The sequence below is a fragment of the Leminorella grimontii genome (genome assembly GCF_039789245.1).
GTDB classification, from domain to species: domain Bacteria; phylum Pseudomonadota; class Gammaproteobacteria; order Enterobacterales; family Enterobacteriaceae; genus Leminorella; species Leminorella grimontii.
Genome location: NZ_CP146357.1, coordinates 3,439,048 through 3,457,677, shown reverse-complemented (window position 1 = coordinate 3,457,677; position 18,630 = coordinate 3,439,048). Strand labels below are relative to the sequence as shown.

Sequence of the window (18,630 nt, the reverse complement as noted above, 5' to 3'; positions counted from 1 at the left end):
GCTTACTCAAAGAGGAGGCAGAGCTTTTAATCGATGAAGAATTATACCTCAGCCTGCCGCCATAATTTCTTACCGTCAATTACAAGTAAATACCCAGATCGCAATATAGATAAAATAAATAATGCAATATGTGAAAATTATATTGGCATTACGAAAAGTGCGAGAATAGTATTCCCCCGATAGAGTTATTGTAATAAATAGCCATCGTTACATTTTAATAACATAATAATTAATTATACGCCTTCATTGTTAAAAAAGTTAATTTTAATTAGCTTTTATTTTTTATTTTTATAACAGTTTATATTACCAAGCAGCGCCGTGGAGTATGCTATCAACACGTTTCTAAGCGGTACGGTTTTAGTCACATCAGACTGTATTCGGCATAAAAGTAAACGCGCAACCTGTCGGCAGTGTATTGATTATTGTGAACATCATGCCCTGTCTCTTACGGAAAATGAAACCGTAGCGGTGAAGGCGGAAGCCTGTACCCGGTGCGGCGGATGCGTATTCGCCTGTCCGGTGATGGCCATAGAAGGGCCAATGCCGCAGCGTCGCGCCGAGGATGAGCGTTTATATCAGGACGGTGAATCCATTCCTTCGCTAAAAGAGCTGCTGCTTTATTATCATGAAGGCTATCGCACCCTTATTCTCGACGAAAGCCATCCGTCATGGATGAATATTGTCGAAGAAGCCAACACGTTTTTACATTCTATAAACAAGCCGCCATTTTCCATTATTTCGCCCTCCTTAAATAATAATGATTCTTATTTTAAACGAGAGGATAGCGCAATAAAACGACGTCGTTTACTCGGCATTGGATTAATCCAGAGATATTTAAAGCAGGACGAACTGCCTAAAAATATTTCGCTGGCGGAGGTTTTTAAACCCTACCAGCAGTTCAGTATCGACGTCTCTACCGAGCGCTGCTCCCTTTGCGGCAGCTGCCTGCAGCTGTGCCCTGCGGGCGTGTTTCATTACCAGGACCGGCAGTTCTCTGTCGATACGGGGAAATGCGTCGGGTGTCGGCTTTGCGAAGCGAGCTGCCCTGAAGAGGCGCTGAGCGTTCGGCCGGACGTTAAGGAAAGCGCCGTCTCGTCGTACGCGTTCCATGCGGCGCTCTGCCCGCGCTGTCAGCGGCGCTACCCGTCGTTGAGCCCCGATGAACATCTCTGCCCGGCCTGCGTCGTGCGCGAGCGGCTGCGCTTTTCGACCCAGCGCATCGGTATGAACAGCCTCAATTTCCCACAGTGACGGAGGAATAAAATGAAAGCCATTCACCTTGATTCCTTTGACTGTATCAAAGATCCCGACTTTGCCGACTATGCCAGGCAGTATGTGGATATCGAAAAGAATACGCTGAAGGCCGTGGAGCAATTCGGCCTTGATTTTGAAATGCCGGAGGCCTCGGCCCGTGAGAACGCAGCGCTTCGGGCACGGCTGCGCGCCGAGGGCGCCGTTTTTGCCAACGGCGATAAAAGCATTCACGTTAACTGGATTTCGGATGCCTGCATCGCCTGTCGAACCGGGGAAGCCAGTCATACCACCTTTCTCTCTTTGAAGTGCCATCGCGACTGCTATTTCTGCTTTAACCCCAACCAGCAGGACTACGACTACTACCAAAACCACTTTCGTCAGGCGGAGCAGGAAGTCCAGCACATCGCCGAAAGCGGAGCCGTGCTGAGCTACGGCGCGCTGACCGGCGGCGAGCCTTTGCTGTATAAGGATGCGACGGTAAGCTTTTTTAACCGCCTGCGCGACAGCTTTCCGAATATCCATTCCCGCCTTTATACCGCAGGCGATCCGCTCGATCTTGAAACGGTAGAGCGGCTAAAGGCGTCGGGCCTAAACGAGATCCGCTTCAGCATAAAAATTGACGACTCGTTAGAAAAGCAGGCGCGGGTGCTCAGGCGTATTCGATTGGCCAGAGCGCATATCCCTTCGGTGATGGTGGAGATGCCCATTATCCCCGGCAGCGACGACAGAATGCGCGATCTGCTGTGCGAGCTTGATGATATTGGCGTCGACGGCATTAACCTGCTGGAATTCTGTTTTCCGTTAAACAACGCGCAGGCGTTTCGTGAACGCGGATTTTCCCTGAAGTCGCCGCCGTATCAGGTGTATTACAACTACTGGTACGCCGGCGGTCTGGCTATCGCGGATAGCGAAAACGCGGCGCTCAGGCTCATGCTGTTTACGCTGGAGAAGGGGCTATCGATAGGCGTCCACTACTGCTCCCTGGAAAATAAGCATACCGGGCAGGTTTATCAGCAAAACGTCGATGCGGATGTCGGCGATACCTACTTCTTCTCCGAGAAAGACTATTTCCTGAAGTGCGCCAAGGTTTTTGGCCGACAGGCCGACGGCGTGGCGGCCATTCTTACCGAACATAAACGGCCCATAAGGCGCGACGTTAAGCGCGGCTTCGTACAGTTTCATCCCTCTTCTATCGCTTTACTCGAACGGTTGGACGTAGAAATCTGCCTTTCTCTTAACGTTATCGAGCAGTACTCGGCCACCGAGTTCGATATCAAAGAAGTGCAGTTGCAGTACGCCACGCCGTCCACTTTCGTATTTTCAGAGATTTAAAGGATACGACCATGAACACTTCAGACGTTCACGACTATCTCACACAGCGCCCGATGGGCTATGACGTCCTTCGGCGGCTTCTGATCGAGGAGCCGACGCCGGAACTGTTGAATTTCTTACGGGAACAGGATCTCGAATCGCTGTTTCCCCCCGTAGCGGATGCGGAATTCAACGCGGCGCTGACAATGATAGAAAACGCGCTGTCGCAGAGCGCGTTTACGGCGGGAGACGCCGCGTTTGAAGACCTGCACTGGGACTTCACCCGCCTGTTTATCGGGCCGGAGACGCCTCCCGCACCGCCTTGGGAGTCGGTCTACGTATCAAAGGATAAGCTGCTTTTTCAGCACTGTACCCGTGAGGTAAAGGCCGTTTATCAGTCTTTCGGCTGGATGATGGAAGAAGGTGAAAACGAAGCGGCGGACCACATTGGCTATGAGCTGGACTTTATGTTTCAGCAAAGCCAAAGCGTTGCCGAAGATTTGCACAGAGGCGTTTCCCTCAACGGCGCCGTCGCGCGCCTGCGCGCGCAGTGCGATTTTCTTTCGCAGCATCTTTTGGCGTTCTGTGATGAGTTTTGCCAAAACGTTCAGACTCATGCACAAACCGATTTTTATCGCGGCGTGGCGCTTTTGCTGCCCCCGTTCTTAAAGCACGACGCTCGGCGGCTTAATGACGCCTGGGCGAAGGAAGCCGACCTCGACGGTAAACGATGATAGTAAACAATAACGAGAACGACGATGGAAAACATAGCGAGCAATAAGCAATGTTAGGAGTATCTAATGACAAATAAATCACGTTCAGGTATCAGCAGGCGCACGTTTATACAGCTGGGCACTGCCGCAGCGGCAATCGCGTCGCTGCCCCTAAGCCGGGGGCTGAGGGCGGAAACCGCAGCAGCGCCCTCTTCTGCGGCGGCGGATAAGGCTGGCGTCTGGAAGCCGGCGGCATGCTGGCATAACTGCGGCGGTCGCTGCCTTAACAAGGCGCTGGTGGTTGGCGGCGTCGTCGAACGGCAAAAAACGGACGATACGCACACTGACTCCGCCGATGCCCCGCAGCAGCGCGGCTGTCTGCGCGGGCGCTCTCAGCGTAAGCAGGTGTTTGGTTTGGACCGCATCCGCTATCCGATGAAGCGTAAAAACTGGGCGCCGGGCGGCGGCGATAAATCGCTGCGCGGCCGCGACCAGTGGGTGCGCATCAGTTGGGACGAAGCGCTGGACATCGTTGCGAGCGAAACCAAGCGGATAAAAGAGAAGTACGGCAACGAATCCATCTGGCTGACCGGCGGCAGCGGGGCCAACTATTTTAACGTCTACGCCAACTACGGCGGCTATACGTCCGACTGGGGAACCACCTCCTGGGGCGCCTGGCTGTATACGTCCCCCTATCTCGGCGTACACGACGGCTGGTACAAGTTCGGCGCTAACGATCGTATCGATCTGCGCAAGTCGCAGCTGGTTGTGCTCTGGGGCGCTAACCCCGCATGGAGCAGCCCGGGCAGCCCGTCCTATAACTACCTGCAGGCCAGGAAGGCGGGCGCTCGCTTTATCTGCATCGACCCGAGCTACACCGCTACCAGTGAACTGCTTGACGCGCAGTGGGTTCCCATCAACCCGGGAACGGACCACGCGCTGGCGCTGGGCATCATGTACGCCCTGCTGGAAGAGGATGAGCCGACTACCAATCCGCTGATCGACTGGGACTTCTTGAACCGTTGCTGCGTGGGCTTCGATAAAGACCATATGCCCGCGGGCGCAAATCCGGACGATAACTTTAAAGACTATCTGCTGGGCACTTTCACCCGTGAGCCTAAAACGCCGGAGTGGGCGTCTGAAATTTGCGGCGTATCGCCTGAAGATATCCGCAGCTTGGCAAGACAGATCGGCGGCACCGAGCGCGTCGCGATGCTGACCGGCTGGGCGCCCGCGCGCATTCATGACGGCGAAGGCTGGGTACATGCGTTTTCAACCCTGGGATTTATGACTGGCCACATGGGGCGTCCGGGCAGAATGACCGGCGTCAGCTGCCACTACGCTGCCGGCAACGGCGGGCCTCGCTTGGTAAACGGCGGCGGCACCGGCCTACCGTCGTTCCCCAATCCGATAAAAACGTCGATTAACCATAATGAAATCAACCGAGTGCTGAAAGAGGGCGTATGCCGTCAACGCGGCGCGGGCGATAAGCGCATCGACGTTCAGATGATGTTCCATACCTTCAATGCCACGATGCAAACTCGCGCCAACATTACCGAAGGCATCGCACTGCTTAGAGAGAAGGTGGAGTTTATCGTATCCCCGACCTACGTACTGCACACCAGCGCCAAGTATTCTGACGTTGTGCTGCCGGTGACCACCGAGTGGGAGCGTGAAGGCACCATCCTTAATCCGAGCAACCGCGAAGTTCTGATCGTGGCGGTGAATATCGTACAGCCTTTGTATGAAGCGAAAAGCGACCAGTGGGTCGCCAAAGAGATCGGCAAGCGTCTTGGCCTCGACGTCGATAAAATCTTCCCGATTTCAGAGAAGCAGCAGTTCTTCAACACGCTGCAGGGCGCCAACGTCATCGACGAAGACGGCAAGACCAAGGTGCCGCTGTTGACCATCACCGAGCAGGATCTGGCCGAATGGGGCGTCTCCGGACGCGCGCAGCAGGGCAAAATTACGCTGAAGGCGTTCCTTGAAAAGGGCAGCTATCAGATTATGCGCAAAGAGGGCGACAACTACGGTTACATCGCCTATGAAGACTTTGTGCGCGATCCCGAGGGCCATCCGCGCGAGACCGGCAGCGGCAAGTTTGAAATCTACTGTCCGGCGCTGACCAAGGCCAGTAAGGAATTCAACTGGAGCGAAGTACCGCCGATCCCTGCCTATACGCCGAAGGCTAAAGGATACGAAGCAAGCTTCGCCGACTGGAAGGGCAAGGTCAAAAGCAAATACCCCTTCCAGGTTTATAACCCTCACTACCTGAGGCGTTCTCACAGCACGTTGGACAACGTTCCGTGGCTTCGGGAGGCGTGGCCTTCCCCCGTCTACCTTAATAAGTCCGACGCGGTTCGTTTAGGCATCAAGCACGGCGAAACGGTGCTTATCAGCAGCGCTTCCGGTAAAACGCTGCGCCCGGCCTGGGTAACGGAAACGCTCAAGCCCGGCGTCGTCGCCCTGCCGCACGGTAGCTGGTTCGAACTGGATGAGAAGAACGGCGTCGATCTGGCGGGCGCGGATAACGCGATTACCGAGCAGGTCGCCACCGGCTTGGGCACGTCCGGTTGGAATACCGTGCTGTGCAACGTAGAGAAGTGGCATGGCGAAGCGCTAATTGCGGACGTAGCGAGACCGCAGCGTATTATTTTTGGTGAGGAGCAATAAGTATGGAACAGGTCGGATTTTATTTTAACGCCGCGCAATGCATCGGCTGCAAAACCTGTGTCATCGCTTGCAAAGATAAGAATGACCTTGAAGTTGGCCGCAACTTCCGTCGGGTTTATGACTTTGAAGAGGGAAGCTATCCCAAGCCGAGACGCTGGCACCTCTCCATTTCCTGTAACCACTGCGACGAGCCCGCCTGCGTCAGCCACTGCCCCACCAAGGCGATGCATAAGCGCGAAGAGGACGGCGTCGTCGTCGTCGACCATAGCCTGTGCGTCGGCTGCCGTTACTGCACCTGGGCTTGCCCTTATGAAGCGCCTCAGTATGACGAAGCGCTGGGCATGATGACCAAGTGCGACACCTGCCTGAGCCTGCGCGCCAAGGGGGAAAACCCGGCGTGCGTGGACGCCTGTCCGATGCGGGCGCTGGACTTCGGTCCTATCAGCGAGCTGCGCAAAAAGTACGGAGACAACGCCAATATCGAAGGGTTGCCCGATTCGTCAATTACCCATCCCAACCTGGTCGTTGGCGATAAAAAACAGCGGAGATACTGAGATGCATGAATGGCCATTAGTTATTTTTACGCTGCTGATGCAGCTTGCGATAGGGTGCGTCGTCACCGTCTGGTACTGCCAGACGTTCGCCCTTAGCGGGATGGACGGCGACAAGCGGCTGGCCGTTGCCAGGCCGGCGATTCTGTGCGCGCTGGTGATTGGGGCTATAGGGCTTTTAGCGTCGATGACCCACCTGGGCAACCCGATGCACGCGCTGTATACCTTAAGCCACGTCGCCAGTTCGTGGATGAGCCGCGAGATCCTGTTCACCGCGCTGTTTATGGCGCTGCTGTTTTTAACGGCGGTCGTCGTGCTGGTGAAGAAGAAGGTGCCTACGGCGCTGCTGGCCCTGACGGCGCTGGCGGGCGTCGCGGATATCTTCGTGATGTCCGCTATTTACGACAACAGCCGCTTTATCCTGTGGCAGGGCTGGGGCACCTACGCCGGGTTCTACGGCTCGGCGCTCATGATGGGTAGCCTGCTTGGCGCGCTCTGCATGCAGTCGCCTCTGCGCCGGTTGGCCGAAGGCGACGATGCGGGCCTGACGGTGTCGCTGCTTCGCCTGTTCATCGTGGGGATTTTGCTGGCGACGCTTGCAGTGATTGCAATGCTGGCCGTTGCTACCTCTGGCCTGACGTCCAGCCTGTCTGTCGGGATTACCAGCACAGCGGCTGCGGCAAACGTCGAAGCGTTGACGATAGGGCGCTACGTGCTGCTGGCGGTTGCGCTGCTGCTTACGGTTAACTACGCCGTTAAAAAGCGTCAGGCGCTGCCGGGCGGGCTGCTGTCTCTGGCGCTGGTCGTCACCGTTGTGGGAGAGCTTCTGGGTCGCTACGCTTTCTTTAGCGTAGGCGGTTGAGGTCTATATCCCTTTGTTATTCATGGGCCGCTTGCGCGGCCCATTCTTTTTCTAAATTCAGTAAATCCTCTGGTCCCGTATAAAATCAATCATCATCCTCGCCTGACCCGACAGCGGGCGATCCTTCATCCATACAGCGCCGATATCCATCGAGGGAATGACGTTGCTTACGTCGCGGCGGATAATGCGGTTGCCTTCCAGCGACCAGGCGCGATAAACGAAGTCGGACAAAATAGTGACGCCAAGGCCCAGCGCGACCATGCTTCTGACCGCCTCTATCGATCTCGATTCGAATTTGACTTTGGGATTCAATCCCTGTTTCCCCCAGTAGCTGTTGACGATGGGAATATGGTCGTCCATATTGAGCAGCAGGTAGTCCTCCTGCGCCACGTCTTTTAGCGTAATGGTCGGCGCGTTCTGTAGCGGATGGCCCGCGCAGGTCCACAGGCGGCGGGTTGAGCGAAAGAAGATCTCCGTTTCGCAGCGCTTGGGCAGCGTAATGTTGGATATCAGCATAATGGCGAAGTCGACATCGCCGTTTTCTACCGCCTGAAACAGCGGCGTAGAGGGTAGCTCCAGCAGCTCAAGTTCCAAAGAGGGAAAGCGTGCAGCGATGTCGCTGAGCAGCGTCGGCAGCATGTAGGCCGACAGCGTCTCCGTAACGCCCAAGCGAAGCGGGCCTTGCAGCTCGTTTGAAGGCATACGAACGTCCGCTACGGCCAGCTGGGCCGAATTTAGAATTTGCCGAGCGTGGCGTAAAAGCCGCTCCCCCTCGCTCGTTAATCGAATGCCTTTCGCGTGCCGAGTAAATAGCTGCCTTTCACACTGTTCTTCCAGATTTTTGAGAGATACGGTCATTGACGACTGCGACACGTTGCAGCGCAGCGCGGCTTTTGATATTTGCCCCGTATCGGCAAGCGTAACGAAAAATTCGAGTTGGCGAAGCGTAAAGGACATTGAGGGCGCCAAAAATAAAAGATGGGTGAAGTCATACTATCATTACGCTTCGGTGCTGAAAACCGGGCCGAACGCGGCCTTGTATAACGCATTCCGGTCGCAGTACGAATATTATCCGCTCTTTTATGCCAAATATTTCTTCAGGGCGTTTTCAAAGGGAGTCGACTTTATCAACATTTGCGTTTTATAGGCGAGTCGCGTATTATACGCATCGTTCGGACGCGGGGTGGAGCAGCCCGGTAGCTCGTCGGGCTCATAACCCGAAGGTCGTCGGTTCAAATCCGGCCCCCGCAACCAGTTTTCCTTGGTCTCTTTTTAAATAATAAACTTCTTGGCGTATCGCTGCTTTTATTTGAAAAGAGACTAGACTGATTTAGCGCGACGGCGTTGAGTCATTTACAGGGTCCAGTTGCAAAAAGCCCCGACTTGTAAAGCGGGGTTTTTTGTTATTTGACGGCAAAATCACTGGGCTATAAGGCCCTTTTTTTATGTCTTGGGGGTGGGATTGGCCACGCTAGAGCAAAAGTTAACGGAACTGATTAGCGCACCGGTTGAAGCACTGGGCTTTGAGCTGGTCGGTATTGAATTTATTCGCGGCCGCATGTCGACGCTGCGCATTTATATTGACAGCGAAAACGGTATTTCCGTTGACGACTGTGCGGACGTCAGCCATCAGGTTAGCGCAGTGCTGGACGTGGAAGATCCCATCACGACGGCCTATAACCTGGAGGTTTCGTCCCCCGGTTTGGACAGACCGCTGTTCACCGCCGCGCACTACGAGCGCTTTATCGGTGAAGAAGTCAGCCTGACCCTGCGCATGGGCGTACAAAATCGCCGCAGATGGGTCGGTACGATTAAAGGCGTTGAGGGTGAAACCATCACTCTGAACGTCGAAGGTAAAGATGAGATGTTTGCTCTGAGCAATATTCAGAAAGCGAACATTGTTCCCCACTTTTAAGCTCATATGAGGCAACTAGATGAATAAAGAGATTCTGGCTGTTGTCGAGGCGGTTTCTAACGAAAAGTCGCTTCCTCGTGAGAAGATTTTCGAGGCGCTGGAAACGGCGTTGGCAACGGCAACCAAGAAAAAGTATGAGCAGGATATCGACGTGCGCGTCAGCATCGATCACCGTTCCGGCGATTTCGATACGTTCCGCCGCTGGTTGGTCGTTGAGGAAGTCACTCAACCTACGCGTGAAATCACGCTGGAAGCGGCCCAGTTCGAAGATCCGGCAATGCAGCTCGGCGACTACGTTGAAGACCAGATTGAATCTGTCACCTTCGACCGCATTACGACCCAAACGGCCAAGCAGGTTATCGTGCAGAAAGTGCGTGAAGCCGAGCGCGCCATGGTGGTGGAGCAGTTTCGTGAATACGAAGGCGATATCGTCACCGGCGTGGTGAAGAAGGTCAACCGCGATAGCATCATTCTCGATCTGGGCAGCAACGCTGAAGCGGTGATTAACCGTGAAGACATGCTGCCGCGTGAAAACTTCCGCCCTGGCGACCGCCTGCGCGGCGTGCTGTATATCGTACGCCCTGAAGCGCGCGGCGCTCAGCTGTTTATCAGCCGTTCTCGCCCGGAAATGCTGGTAGAGCTGTTCCGTATCGAAGTACCGGAAATCGGCGAAGAAGTTATCGAAATCAAGGCTGCCGCTCGCGATCCGGGCTCACGCGCCAAGATTGCCGTGAAGACCAACGATAAGCGTATCGACCCGGTCGGCGCCTGCGTCGGCATGCGCGGCGCGCGCGTTCAGGCCGTATCCGGCGAACTGGGCGGCGAGCGTATCGACATCGTACTTTGGGACGACAACCCGGCGCAGTTCGTGATTAACGCCATGGCGCCCGCCGACGTTGCCTCTATCGTCGTTGACGAAGACAAGCACACGATGGACATCGCCGTCGAAGCCAGCAACCTGGCGCAGGCCATCGGCCGCAACGGTCAAAACGTTCGCCTGGCCGCTCAGCTGACCGGCTGGGAGCTGAACGTGATGACAACCGAAGATCTGCAGGCCAAGCATCAGGCTGAAGCTTTTGCTGCGATCGACGCGTTTACCAAATATCTGGACATTGATGAAGACTTCGCCACCGTGCTGGTGCAGGAAGGCTTCTCAACGCTGGAAGAGCTGGCTTACGTTCCCGCGAAGGAACTGATGGAAATCGACGGTCTGGACGAAGACACCGTCGAAGCGCTGCGTTCACGCGCCAAGAATGCGTTAACGACGCTGGCGCTGGCACAGGAAGAGAGCCTGGGTGGTAAAAAGCCGGAAGAGGATCTGCTGAGCCTACCCGGCCTCGATCGCGCACTTGCCTACAAGCTTGCCGCCAAGGGCGTATGCAATCTTGAAGAGCTTGCCGAGCAGGGCGTTGACGATCTTACCGATATTGAAGGCCTGACCAGCGAGAAAGCCGGCGAGCTGATTATGGCCGCGCGCAATATTTGCTGGTTTGGCAATGAAGAGTAATTACTGTAGCAGGAAGGAACAGCATGTCAGAAGAAGTAACCGTAAAATCGCTGGCCGCGGAGATCCAAACTCCGGTAGATCGCCTGTTACAGCAGTTTGCTGATGCGGGCATCAAGAAATCTGCCGCAGACTCTGTGACGCAGCAGGAAAAAGAAACGCTGTTGGCGCACCTTAACAAGGGTAGCGCGCCGGCCAAGCTGACGCTGCAGCGCAAAACGCGCAGCACGCTGAGCATCCCAAGCACCGGCGGAAAGAATAAGTCCGTTCAGATTGAGGTGCGTAAGAAGCACACCTACGTAAACCGTGATTCGCAGGAAGCCCGCGAAGCGGAAGAACAGGCCAAGCGCGAAGCTGAAGAACAGGCTCGTCGCGAGGCGGAAGAAAAAGCCAAGCGTGAAGCCGAAGAGAAGGCCAAGCGCGAAGCGGAAGAAAAAGCCAAGCGCGAAGCGGCAGAGAAAAAATCCGAGGAAGACAAGGCTAAAGCGGTAGCGAACGCTAAACCGGCTCCGGCGAAGACGGAAAAGGTTTCAGCTGAACAGAGCGAAAAGGCTCGTCGCGAAGCGGAAGCTGCCGAGCTTAAGCGCAAGGTAGAAGAGGAAACTCGCCGTAAGGTCGAAGCGGACGCTCATCGCGTAGCGGAAGAGGCTCGTCGCATGGCCGCAGAGAATGAGGCCAACTGGGCAGCTCCCGCACAGGAAGAGGATACCACCGACTATCACGTGACGACCTCTCACCACGCGCGCGAAGCGGAAGATGAAAATGACCGTAAGGTCGAAGGCGAACGTCGTTCACGCGGCGGCAAGTCCGGTCGCGCCAAGAAGGGCAACAAGCTTTCCGAATCCAAGGCCGATCGTGAAGAAGCCCGCGCGGCGACTCGCGGCGGTAAGGGCAAGCGTAAGCCAAGTTCGCTGCAGCACAGCTTTAACAAGCCGGCTCAGGTCGTTAACCGCGACGTCATCATCGGTGAAACCATTACGGTAGCCGAACTTGCCAACAAGATGGCAGTCAAGGGCTCTCAGGTTATTAAAACCATGATGAAGCTTGGCGCTATGGCGACGATCAACCAGGTTATCGATCAGGAAACCGCGCAGCTGGTGGCCGAAGAGATGGGCCACAAGGTGATTCTGCGTCGTGAAAACGAGCTGGAAGAAGCGCTGATGAGCGATCGCGATACCGATGCGGCGCTGGAGCCTCGCGCACCGGTTGTTACCATCATGGGTCACGTTGACCATGGTAAAACCTCGCTGCTGGACTACATTCGTTCAACTAAAGTGGCCTCTGGCGAAGCGGGCGGTATTACCCAGCACATCGGCGCATACCACGTTGAAACCGACAACGGTATGATCACCTTCCTGGATACCCCGGGCCACGCCGCGTTTACCTCTATGCGTGCTCGCGGCGCTCAGGCGACGGATATCGTGGTTCTGGTTGTCGCAGCCGACGACGGCGTGATGCCTCAGACCATCGAAGCTATCCAGCACGCCAAGGCGGCCAAGGTGCCGTTAGTCGTAGCCGTTAACAAAATCGATAAGCCGGAAGCGGATCTCGACAGAGTTAAAAACGAGCTGGCTCAGCGCGACGTTCTGCCGGAAGAGTGGGGCGGCGAAACTCAGTTTATTCCCGTATCGGCCAAAGCTGGAACGGGTATCGACGACCTGCTGAACGCTATTCTGCTGCAGGCTGAAGTGCTTGAGCTGAAGGCCGTTCGCGACGGCATGGCCAGCGGCGTAGTGATTGAGTCGTTCCTCGATAAGGGGCGCGGTCCTGTTGCTACCGTACTGGTTCAGGAAGGTACTCTGCACAAGGGCGATATCGTTCTGTGCGGGTTCGAATACGGTCGAGTGCGCGCGATGCGCGACGAACTGGGTCGAGAAATCACCGAAGCCGGTCCGTCTATTCCGGTTGAGATTCTCGGGCTGTCGGCCGTACCGGCCGCAGGCGACGAAGCAACCGTCGTACGTGACGAGAAGAAGGCGCGTGAAGTGGCGCTGTATCGCCAGGGCAAATTCCGTGAAGTCAAACTGGCTCGCCAGCAGAAGTCCAAGCTGGAGAACATGTTTGCCAACATGGAAGAAGGCGACGTCGCCGAACTGAATATCGTACTGAAGGCAGACGTACAGGGCTCTGCGGAAGCGATCACTGAATCTCTGCTGCGACTGTCTACCGATGAAGTGAAGGTGAAAATTGTCGGCTCCGGCGTGGGCGGCATCACTGAAACCGACGCTACGCTGGCCGCGGCGTCCAACGCTATCATTCTGGGCTTTAACGTCCGTGCCGACGCGTCTGCGCGTAAGGTTATCGAGGCCGAAAACCTGGATCTGCGCTACTACTCCGTCATCTATGACTTGATTGATGAAGTGAAGCAGGCGATGAGCGGCATGCTGTCACCTGAATACAAGCAGCAGATTATCGGCCTGGCCGAAGTGCGCGACGTATTCCGTTCTCCGAAGTTTGGCGCTATTGCCGGCTGTATGGTTACGGAAGGCGTAGTGAAGCGTCACAACCCGATTCGCGTACTGCGCGACAACGTTGTTATCTATGAGGGCGAGCTGGAATCCCTGCGCCGCTTTAAAGATGACGCTAACGAAGTCCGCAACGGTATGGAATGTGGTATCGGCGTGAAGAACTACAATGACGTCCGAGTGGGCGACATCATCGAAGTGTTTGAAGTCATCGAAGTTCAGCGTACTATCGCTTAACGCTCGAAGGCTAGCGCCCGGCTTCCATAGCCGAGCCGACATTGCATTATTAGGGGGCGGTTATGCCCCCTTATTTTTGGAGGAATTATTATGGCGAGAGAATTCAGCCGTACTCAGCGCGTTGCGCAAGAGATGCAAAAAGAGATCGCAATCATTCTTCAGCGAGAAGTGAAAGATCCCCGCATCGGCATGGCGACAGTTTCCGGCGTAGAGGTTTCCCGCGATTTAGCCTATGCCAAAGTGTTCGTCACGTTTCTGAACGATAACGACGAAGCGTCGATCAAAGCGGGCCTTGAAGGGTTGACTGACGCCAGCGGCTTTATCCGCTCTTTGCTGGGCAAAGCAATGCGCCTGCGCGTTATTCCTGAACTGACCTTTGCCTACGACAACTCGCTGGTTGAAGGCATGAGGATGTCTAACCTGGTCAGCAACGTCGTGAAGAATGATAAAGAGCGTCGCGCCGCCGCTGATGGCGACGAGGGCGAGGCGTAATGGGCCGTCCTCGCCGTCGCGGTCGCGACGTTCACGGCGTGCTGCTGCTGGATAAGCCTACGGGCGCCAGCTCGAACGACATTCTTCAAAAGGTAAAGCGCCTTTATCAGGCCAATAAGGCGGGGCATACCGGCGCGCTGGATCCTCTGGCGACCGGCATGCTGCCGATTTGCCTGGGAGAAGCGACCAAGTTTTCCCAGTTCCTGCTGGATGCGGACAAGCGCTATCGCGTGATTGCCCGTCTGGGGCAGAGAACCAACACCTCCGATTCCGACGGTGAAGTGGTCGAAGAACGTCCGATTGCCTTTAACGCCTCCCGGTTGGATGAAGCGCTTGAAGGGTTTCGCGGCGAGATAAAACAGGTGCCTTCGATGTATTCCGCGCTGAAGCATCAGGGTAGGCCGCTGTACGAGTACGCGCGTCAGGGCATCGAGATTGAGCGCGAGGCTCGAGATATTACCGTCTATGAGCTGACGCTCATCCGCTGGCAGGATAACGAACTGGAGCTTGAAGTGCACTGCTCCAAGGGCACCTACATTCGCACGATCGTTGACGATCTTGGCGAAATGCTTGGCTGTGGCGCCCACGTGATTTATCTGCGCAGGCTGAACGTGGCCCGCTATCCTGCCGACAGAATGGTGACGCTGGCGCAGCTTGAAGCGCTGGTTGCGCAGGCTCAGACGGAGGAACGCCCGCTGGCCGAGCTGCTGGACCCACTGCTGCTGCCGATGGACACTGCGGTCGAGGATTTCCCTGAGGTTAACCTGCTGCCGAGCGTTGGCGGCTATGTTAAACAGGGCCAGGCCGTCCGCGTCGCCGAAGCGCCGAAAAGCGGCATGGTCCGCCTGACGGTCGGTGAAGAAAGAGAGTTTATCGGCGTAGGGCAGATTAACGACGACGGCATGGTCGCGCCGCGCCGTCTGGTGGTCGATCCGGCGATGAACGACTGATGCCGCTTGCGTCTGGCCGGAATGTAAAAAGGGGAACGTGATTCGTTCCCCTTTTTAATTATATCGACCGCCTCACGGCTGATTCATTTACAGCCTGCCCGCTGCCTTAATCGCCAAATAGCGGTTAACGCTTTCTACCGCCAGCTCCTTCGGCTGAACGTCCAGACAGAGAACGCCCGCGTTGCGCAGGCGCGCCAGCACCGCTTTGCGCCTGGCCTGATAGCTCGCGGCGGTAGCGCGCAAAGCCGCGTCCTGTGCGCTGTTTATCGGCAACCCGGCCGCTTCGTCCAACTCTGCTTCGCGCAGGCTAGCGACTAACACCAAATGGCGTTTGCCGAGCAGCCTGACCGCGCCTAACAGGCTTTGCTCATCTTCGTCGCGCAGATTGGTGAACAGCACTACCAGAGAGCGCTTGCGTTCGCGGCTGACCAACGACTGCGCCGCAGTTTCAAAATCGCTGCTGGAAAGCGTGGGCTGCAGATCGTAAATTTCGTGCAGCACGCGGTTAATGGCGTTAACCGAACGAACGGGCGGCAGGTGCCTCTCCGGTCCGCCAAAGCTCATCAGCCCGACGGAATCGCCGTAGCGCAGCCCGACGTAGGAAAGCAGCAGGACCGCGTCCAGCGTGTGATCGAAGTGGGTGAGTTCCCCTTCGCCGGCACCCATGCGGCGGCCGCAGTCCAGCATGATGAAAATCCGCTGGTTGCGCTCGTCTTGATACTCGCGGGAGATCATTTTGCGCATGCGGGTCGTGGCCTTCCAGTCGATCTGGCGAAGGGAATCGCCGCTGCGATACTCCCTCAGCTGTTCGAACTCCATGCCCTGACCGCGTTTGCGAAACTTGTGGAATCCCATACCGACCTGCGTCATGGTCGTTTGAAGCGCCATCTGGGTAATGGGAGCAAAGTTGGGGTAAACGCTGACCTTTTGCCGCTCGCCAATCCACGCCTGCCGCTGCCAGAGGCGCCAGGGCGACTCAAGGCGCAGGTGCGCCTGTTCGAACGACAGGTCACCTCGCATCAGGGGACGGATCCTATAGGCGATTTCCGCCTGCTGGCCGGGAATTAACCGCGTATCGACAGTGCCGTCGTTGTATTCGCATTTTTCCGGCGGGCTGTCTTTGATTTGGATACGTTGCCCGGCGGGCACGCTCGTCGTCAGGTATAACTTTACGTCGCTCCATACCGCCTGTGGCAGGCTGCCCGCGACTTCTCGCCGTATTTCCGGAAGCGGCTGGCGCACCAGACGCGCGGCGTCCAGCGTCACGACCAACAGCAGCGCGACGCCCAGCACCAGCCAGAGCGGAAGCAAGGCGGGGGCTATCGCGGCGGGGATGGAGGCAACAAACCAGACCCCGCCGATAGTCAGCAGCCGGTTGGATGGCAGAATCATCTGCGCGGCGCCTCTACCTGTTCCAGCAGGCGATTAATAATATGCTCTTCCGTCAGGCCTTCGATCTCGGCGTCCGGTGAAAGCGCGATGCGGTGGCGGAGCGTCGCCAGGGCGCGCTGCTTCACGTCGTCCGGCGTAACGAAGTCGCGGCCGTCAAGGATAGCGCTGGCACGGGCGATGCGGATAAGCGCGATGCCGCCGCGCGGCCCTGCGCCTGTAGCGATGCCCGGCCAGTTGCGGGTTGCCCGCACGATGCGCAGCGCGTAGTCCAGCACGCTGTCGTCAACCCGCACGGAGGCGGTGATTTTCTGTAGCGCGACGATCGCTTCTTGGCTGGCGACCGTGGCGACATTTTCTACGTCCAGACGATCGCCGACGCGCTCAAAGGTGATGGCGGCGATCAGATCGCGCTCTTCGGCTTCGGTCGGGTAGTCAATAACTGCGTGCAGGAGGAAACGGTCCAGCTGCGCTTCCGGCAGGGCATAGGTGCCGTCCTGTTCAATCGGATTTTGGGTGGCGATAACCAGGAAAGGCGGCTCAAGCATCAGCGTTTCGCCCTCAATGGTAACCTGGCCTTCCTGCATCACTTCCAGCAGGGCTGCCTGAGTTTTTGCCGGTGCGCGGTTGATTTCGTCCGCCAGTACCAGGTTTGCGAATACCGGGCCCCGGCGAATGATGAACTCCGTTGCCTTGGTGTCGTAGAACATGTGGCCGGTGACGTCCGCCGGCATCAGGTCCGGCGTAAACTGAATGCGCGATGACTGACAGCCGCACGCCTGAGCCAGCGCCTTGGCCAACAGCGTCTTTCCCAGTCCGGGTACGCCTTCCAGCAGAACGTGACCGCCGGCCAGCAGTGCGCAGAGTATCTGCTCTACTACCTGCTCCTGACCGACAAACACGCGGTGGATCTGGCTTTTAATTTGCTGTACGACTTCGCCCGCTTCCTGCGGCGTGGTTGGAACAGCGGGCGTGGAAGCTACAGGAAGCGTTGCGTCGCTAAAGAAACTGTCGGTAGAGCTATATTCCATAGTTAAATCTCCTACTCGCGCTGCGCTGCAGTGCGTTTAAACGATCGATAAGCCCGCAAAGCGTTTGAGCGTGCTGGGTAAATTCATTGAGCTGTTGAACGTTGGTTTCAAAAGCCTGAGTGATAAGGTCAATGTCGTACTGCGTGAGCTGCGCAAGCAGTTCGGCATCGCTGCGGCTGCCGGGATAGTGGATCTTGAGCGGCTGCAACAGCTGCAGCGTTTCTTCCCGAAGATTGCCTAACAGCCGGTTATAGTTACGGTTTCTGAGCAGGAAGGCGGCGACCGCCTTCAGGTGCTCCGTCAGGCTCGGGCGTACCGGCGGCGGCGTTGGAATCAGCGCGCCGAAGCGGGGAACGTGTCGCCAAAGGATAAGCAAAATACACAGTATCAGCGCCAGCAGCGTGTACGGCGCTTTGTCCGACAGCCAGTGAATCAGGTTGGGAAATGAGATATAGCGCACCAGATAAACGGTGTCGTCTCTGCCGGGCAGCGTCGTCACGTGCAGCCAGAGCTTGCCGTGGTCGTAGCGCTTGATGGCGGAGTTGGAGAAAAGCTCCAGCGGCACTATCGTTACCTTGCCCTTTTTAACCTTAAACCGACTGATGACTTCCCAGTCGCTGTTGTCGGCTTCGACGACGCTTTCCTCTGAGCCCCTGTCCACGTAGAAACGCTGGGTGCTCGCCAGATCGGCGTTCAGGCTATCGCCCTCAAATTGGATAGTCATGCCGGCGGTTGATGCGGACTTGGTTTCTTTCGGCGTATCCAATGCGCCATCCGAAGAGGCATCGCTCTCTTCCAGCGCTTCTCGCTTGGCCTTTAGCTTGCGCTGACACGACTTGTCGTCATCCTCACAGTAGGCGCCCTTGACGTAAACGTATATCAGGTCAAACAGCTCGGTGCTGTTTTCATCCACGCGGGGGGACAGCACCAGATGGCCGCCTTTTTCTACCCAAGAGACAAGCTTGCTTCTCTGGCCTTTGTCTTTAAGCACCGACGTATTGAACAGCACCAGCGTCGCCTGCGGCGGCAGCTTGTCCAACACGAAGCCGTCGTTAGCGTGGCGGACCTTATAGTCGGACTTCACCAGAAGCTGCTCCGCCGTGTAGTAGCGGTTGGTCAACACCTTGAGGCTGGGAGGAAGGTCAACCTCCTGCTCTACCCACTCAAGCTTTTGATACAGGAGTACGGAGATAGTCACCAGAAATCCCAGCACGATGGCGAGAATAACGCCAAGGGACGCACCGACTTTACTTTTTCCAACAGGATTTTTTTCAGCGGACATA

Annotated in this window: 15 protein-coding genes and 1 tRNA gene; 12 read left to right on the top strand and 4 right to left on the bottom strand. The window is 56.4% G+C overall.

Annotated elements, in window-relative coordinates; translation table 11 throughout:
- Window positions 1-318 precede the first annotated feature (318 nt).
- From V8L73_RS15985 to V8L73_RS15960, 6 genes are all read left to right on the top strand, one after another.
- Window positions 319-1,251 (top strand): 4Fe-4S binding protein, encoded by a 933-nt coding sequence (locus V8L73_RS15985; RefSeq protein ID WP_071783432.1) that lies wholly within the window; start codon window positions 319-321, stop codon window positions 1,249-1,251.
- Window positions 1,252-1,263: 12 nt separating this feature from the next.
- Window positions 1,264-2,586, top strand: a complete 1,323-nt coding sequence (locus V8L73_RS15980) for a radical SAM protein (RefSeq protein WP_027276040.1) — start codon at window positions 1,264-1,266, stop codon at window positions 2,584-2,586.
- Between the two features lie 11 nt (window positions 2,587-2,597).
- Entirely contained in the window at window positions 2,598-3,299 is a 702-nt protein-coding gene (locus V8L73_RS15975) for a TorD/DmsD family molecular chaperone (protein WP_261831970.1), read from the top strand.
- Between the two features lie 66 nt (window positions 3,300-3,365).
- A complete protein-coding gene (locus V8L73_RS15970) occupies window positions 3,366-5,951 on the top strand; it encodes a molybdopterin-dependent oxidoreductase (protein WP_347253431.1) in 2,586 nt (861 codons plus the stop codon).
- Between the two features lie 2 nt (window positions 5,952-5,953).
- On the top strand, window positions 5,954-6,505 hold the full coding sequence (locus V8L73_RS15965; RefSeq protein ID WP_027276038.1) for a DMSO/selenate family reductase complex B subunit: 552 nt from the start codon (window positions 5,954-5,956) through the stop codon (window positions 6,503-6,505).
- Between the two features lies 1 nt (window position 6,506).
- The gene (locus V8L73_RS15960; RefSeq protein ID WP_261831972.1) at window positions 6,507-7,364 is read left to right on the top strand and encodes a dimethyl sulfoxide reductase anchor subunit family protein; all 858 of its coding nucleotides are present in this window, start codon (window positions 6,507-6,509) and stop codon (window positions 7,362-7,364) included.
- Window positions 7,365-7,421: 57 nt separating this feature from the next.
- On the opposite strand, the gene V8L73_RS15955 is transcribed toward V8L73_RS15960, so the two are convergent.
- Window positions 7,422-8,321, bottom strand: a complete 900-nt coding sequence (locus tag V8L73_RS15955) for a LysR family transcriptional regulator (RefSeq protein ID WP_347253430.1) — start codon at window positions 8,319-8,321, stop codon at window positions 7,422-7,424.
- A 220-nt stretch (window positions 8,322-8,541) separates the two neighbouring features.
- Here V8L73_RS15955 and V8L73_RS15950 point away from each other — a divergent pair.
- The 6 genes from V8L73_RS15950 (at window position 8,542) to truB (ending at window position 14,927) form a co-directional block, all read left to right on the top strand.
- Window positions 8,542-8,618: transfer RNA gene (locus V8L73_RS15950), tRNA-Met, on the top strand.
- A gap of 208 nt (window positions 8,619-8,826) precedes the next feature.
- Entirely contained in the window at window positions 8,827-9,279 is a 453-nt protein-coding gene (rimP, locus tag V8L73_RS15945; RefSeq protein WP_027276036.1) for a ribosome maturation factor RimP, read from the top strand.
- A gap of 19 nt (window positions 9,280-9,298) precedes the next feature.
- On the top strand, window positions 9,299-10,786 hold the full coding sequence (gene nusA / locus V8L73_RS15940; protein WP_261831973.1) for a transcription termination factor NusA: 1,488 nt from the start codon (window positions 9,299-9,301) through the stop codon (window positions 10,784-10,786).
- A 23-nt stretch (window positions 10,787-10,809) separates the two neighbouring features.
- On the top strand, window positions 10,810-13,485 hold the full coding sequence (gene infB, locus V8L73_RS15935; RefSeq protein ID WP_027276034.1) for a translation initiation factor IF-2: 2,676 nt from the start codon (window positions 10,810-10,812) through the stop codon (window positions 13,483-13,485).
- 90 nt (window positions 13,486-13,575) lie between these two features.
- Window positions 13,576-13,977: a 30S ribosome-binding factor RbfA gene (gene rbfA / locus V8L73_RS15930; RefSeq protein WP_027276033.1), complete on the top strand. Its 402-nt coding sequence runs from the start codon at window positions 13,576-13,578 to the stop codon at window positions 13,975-13,977.
- Entirely contained in the window at window positions 13,977-14,927 is a 951-nt protein-coding gene (truB, locus tag V8L73_RS15925; protein ID WP_347253429.1) for a tRNA pseudouridine(55) synthase TruB, read from the top strand. Before rbfA ends, truB begins: the two co-directional genes overlap by 1 nt.
- 87 nt (window positions 14,928-15,014) lie before the next feature.
- Here truB and V8L73_RS15920 read toward each other — a convergent pair whose 3' ends face one another.
- From V8L73_RS15920 to V8L73_RS15910, 3 genes are read right to left on the bottom strand one after another with little or no spacing between them, the layout of a single operon-like run.
- On the bottom strand, window positions 15,015-16,319 hold the full coding sequence (locus V8L73_RS15920; protein ID WP_347253428.1) for a DUF58 domain-containing protein: 1,305 nt from the start codon (window positions 16,317-16,319) through the stop codon (window positions 15,015-15,017).
- Window positions 16,316-17,347 carry an AAA family ATPase gene (locus tag V8L73_RS15915; RefSeq protein WP_051155841.1) on the bottom strand — a complete coding sequence of 344 codons (1,032 nt, stop codon included), beginning with the start codon at window positions 17,345-17,347 and terminating at the stop codon, window positions 16,316-16,318. The genes V8L73_RS15920 and V8L73_RS15915 overlap by 4 nt, the downstream gene beginning before the upstream one ends.
- Entirely contained in the window at window positions 17,337-18,629 is a 1,293-nt protein-coding gene (locus V8L73_RS15910) for a DUF4350 domain-containing protein (protein WP_347253427.1), read from the bottom strand. Before V8L73_RS15910 ends, V8L73_RS15915 begins: the two co-directional genes overlap by 11 nt.
- Window position 18,630 lies beyond the last annotated feature (1 nt).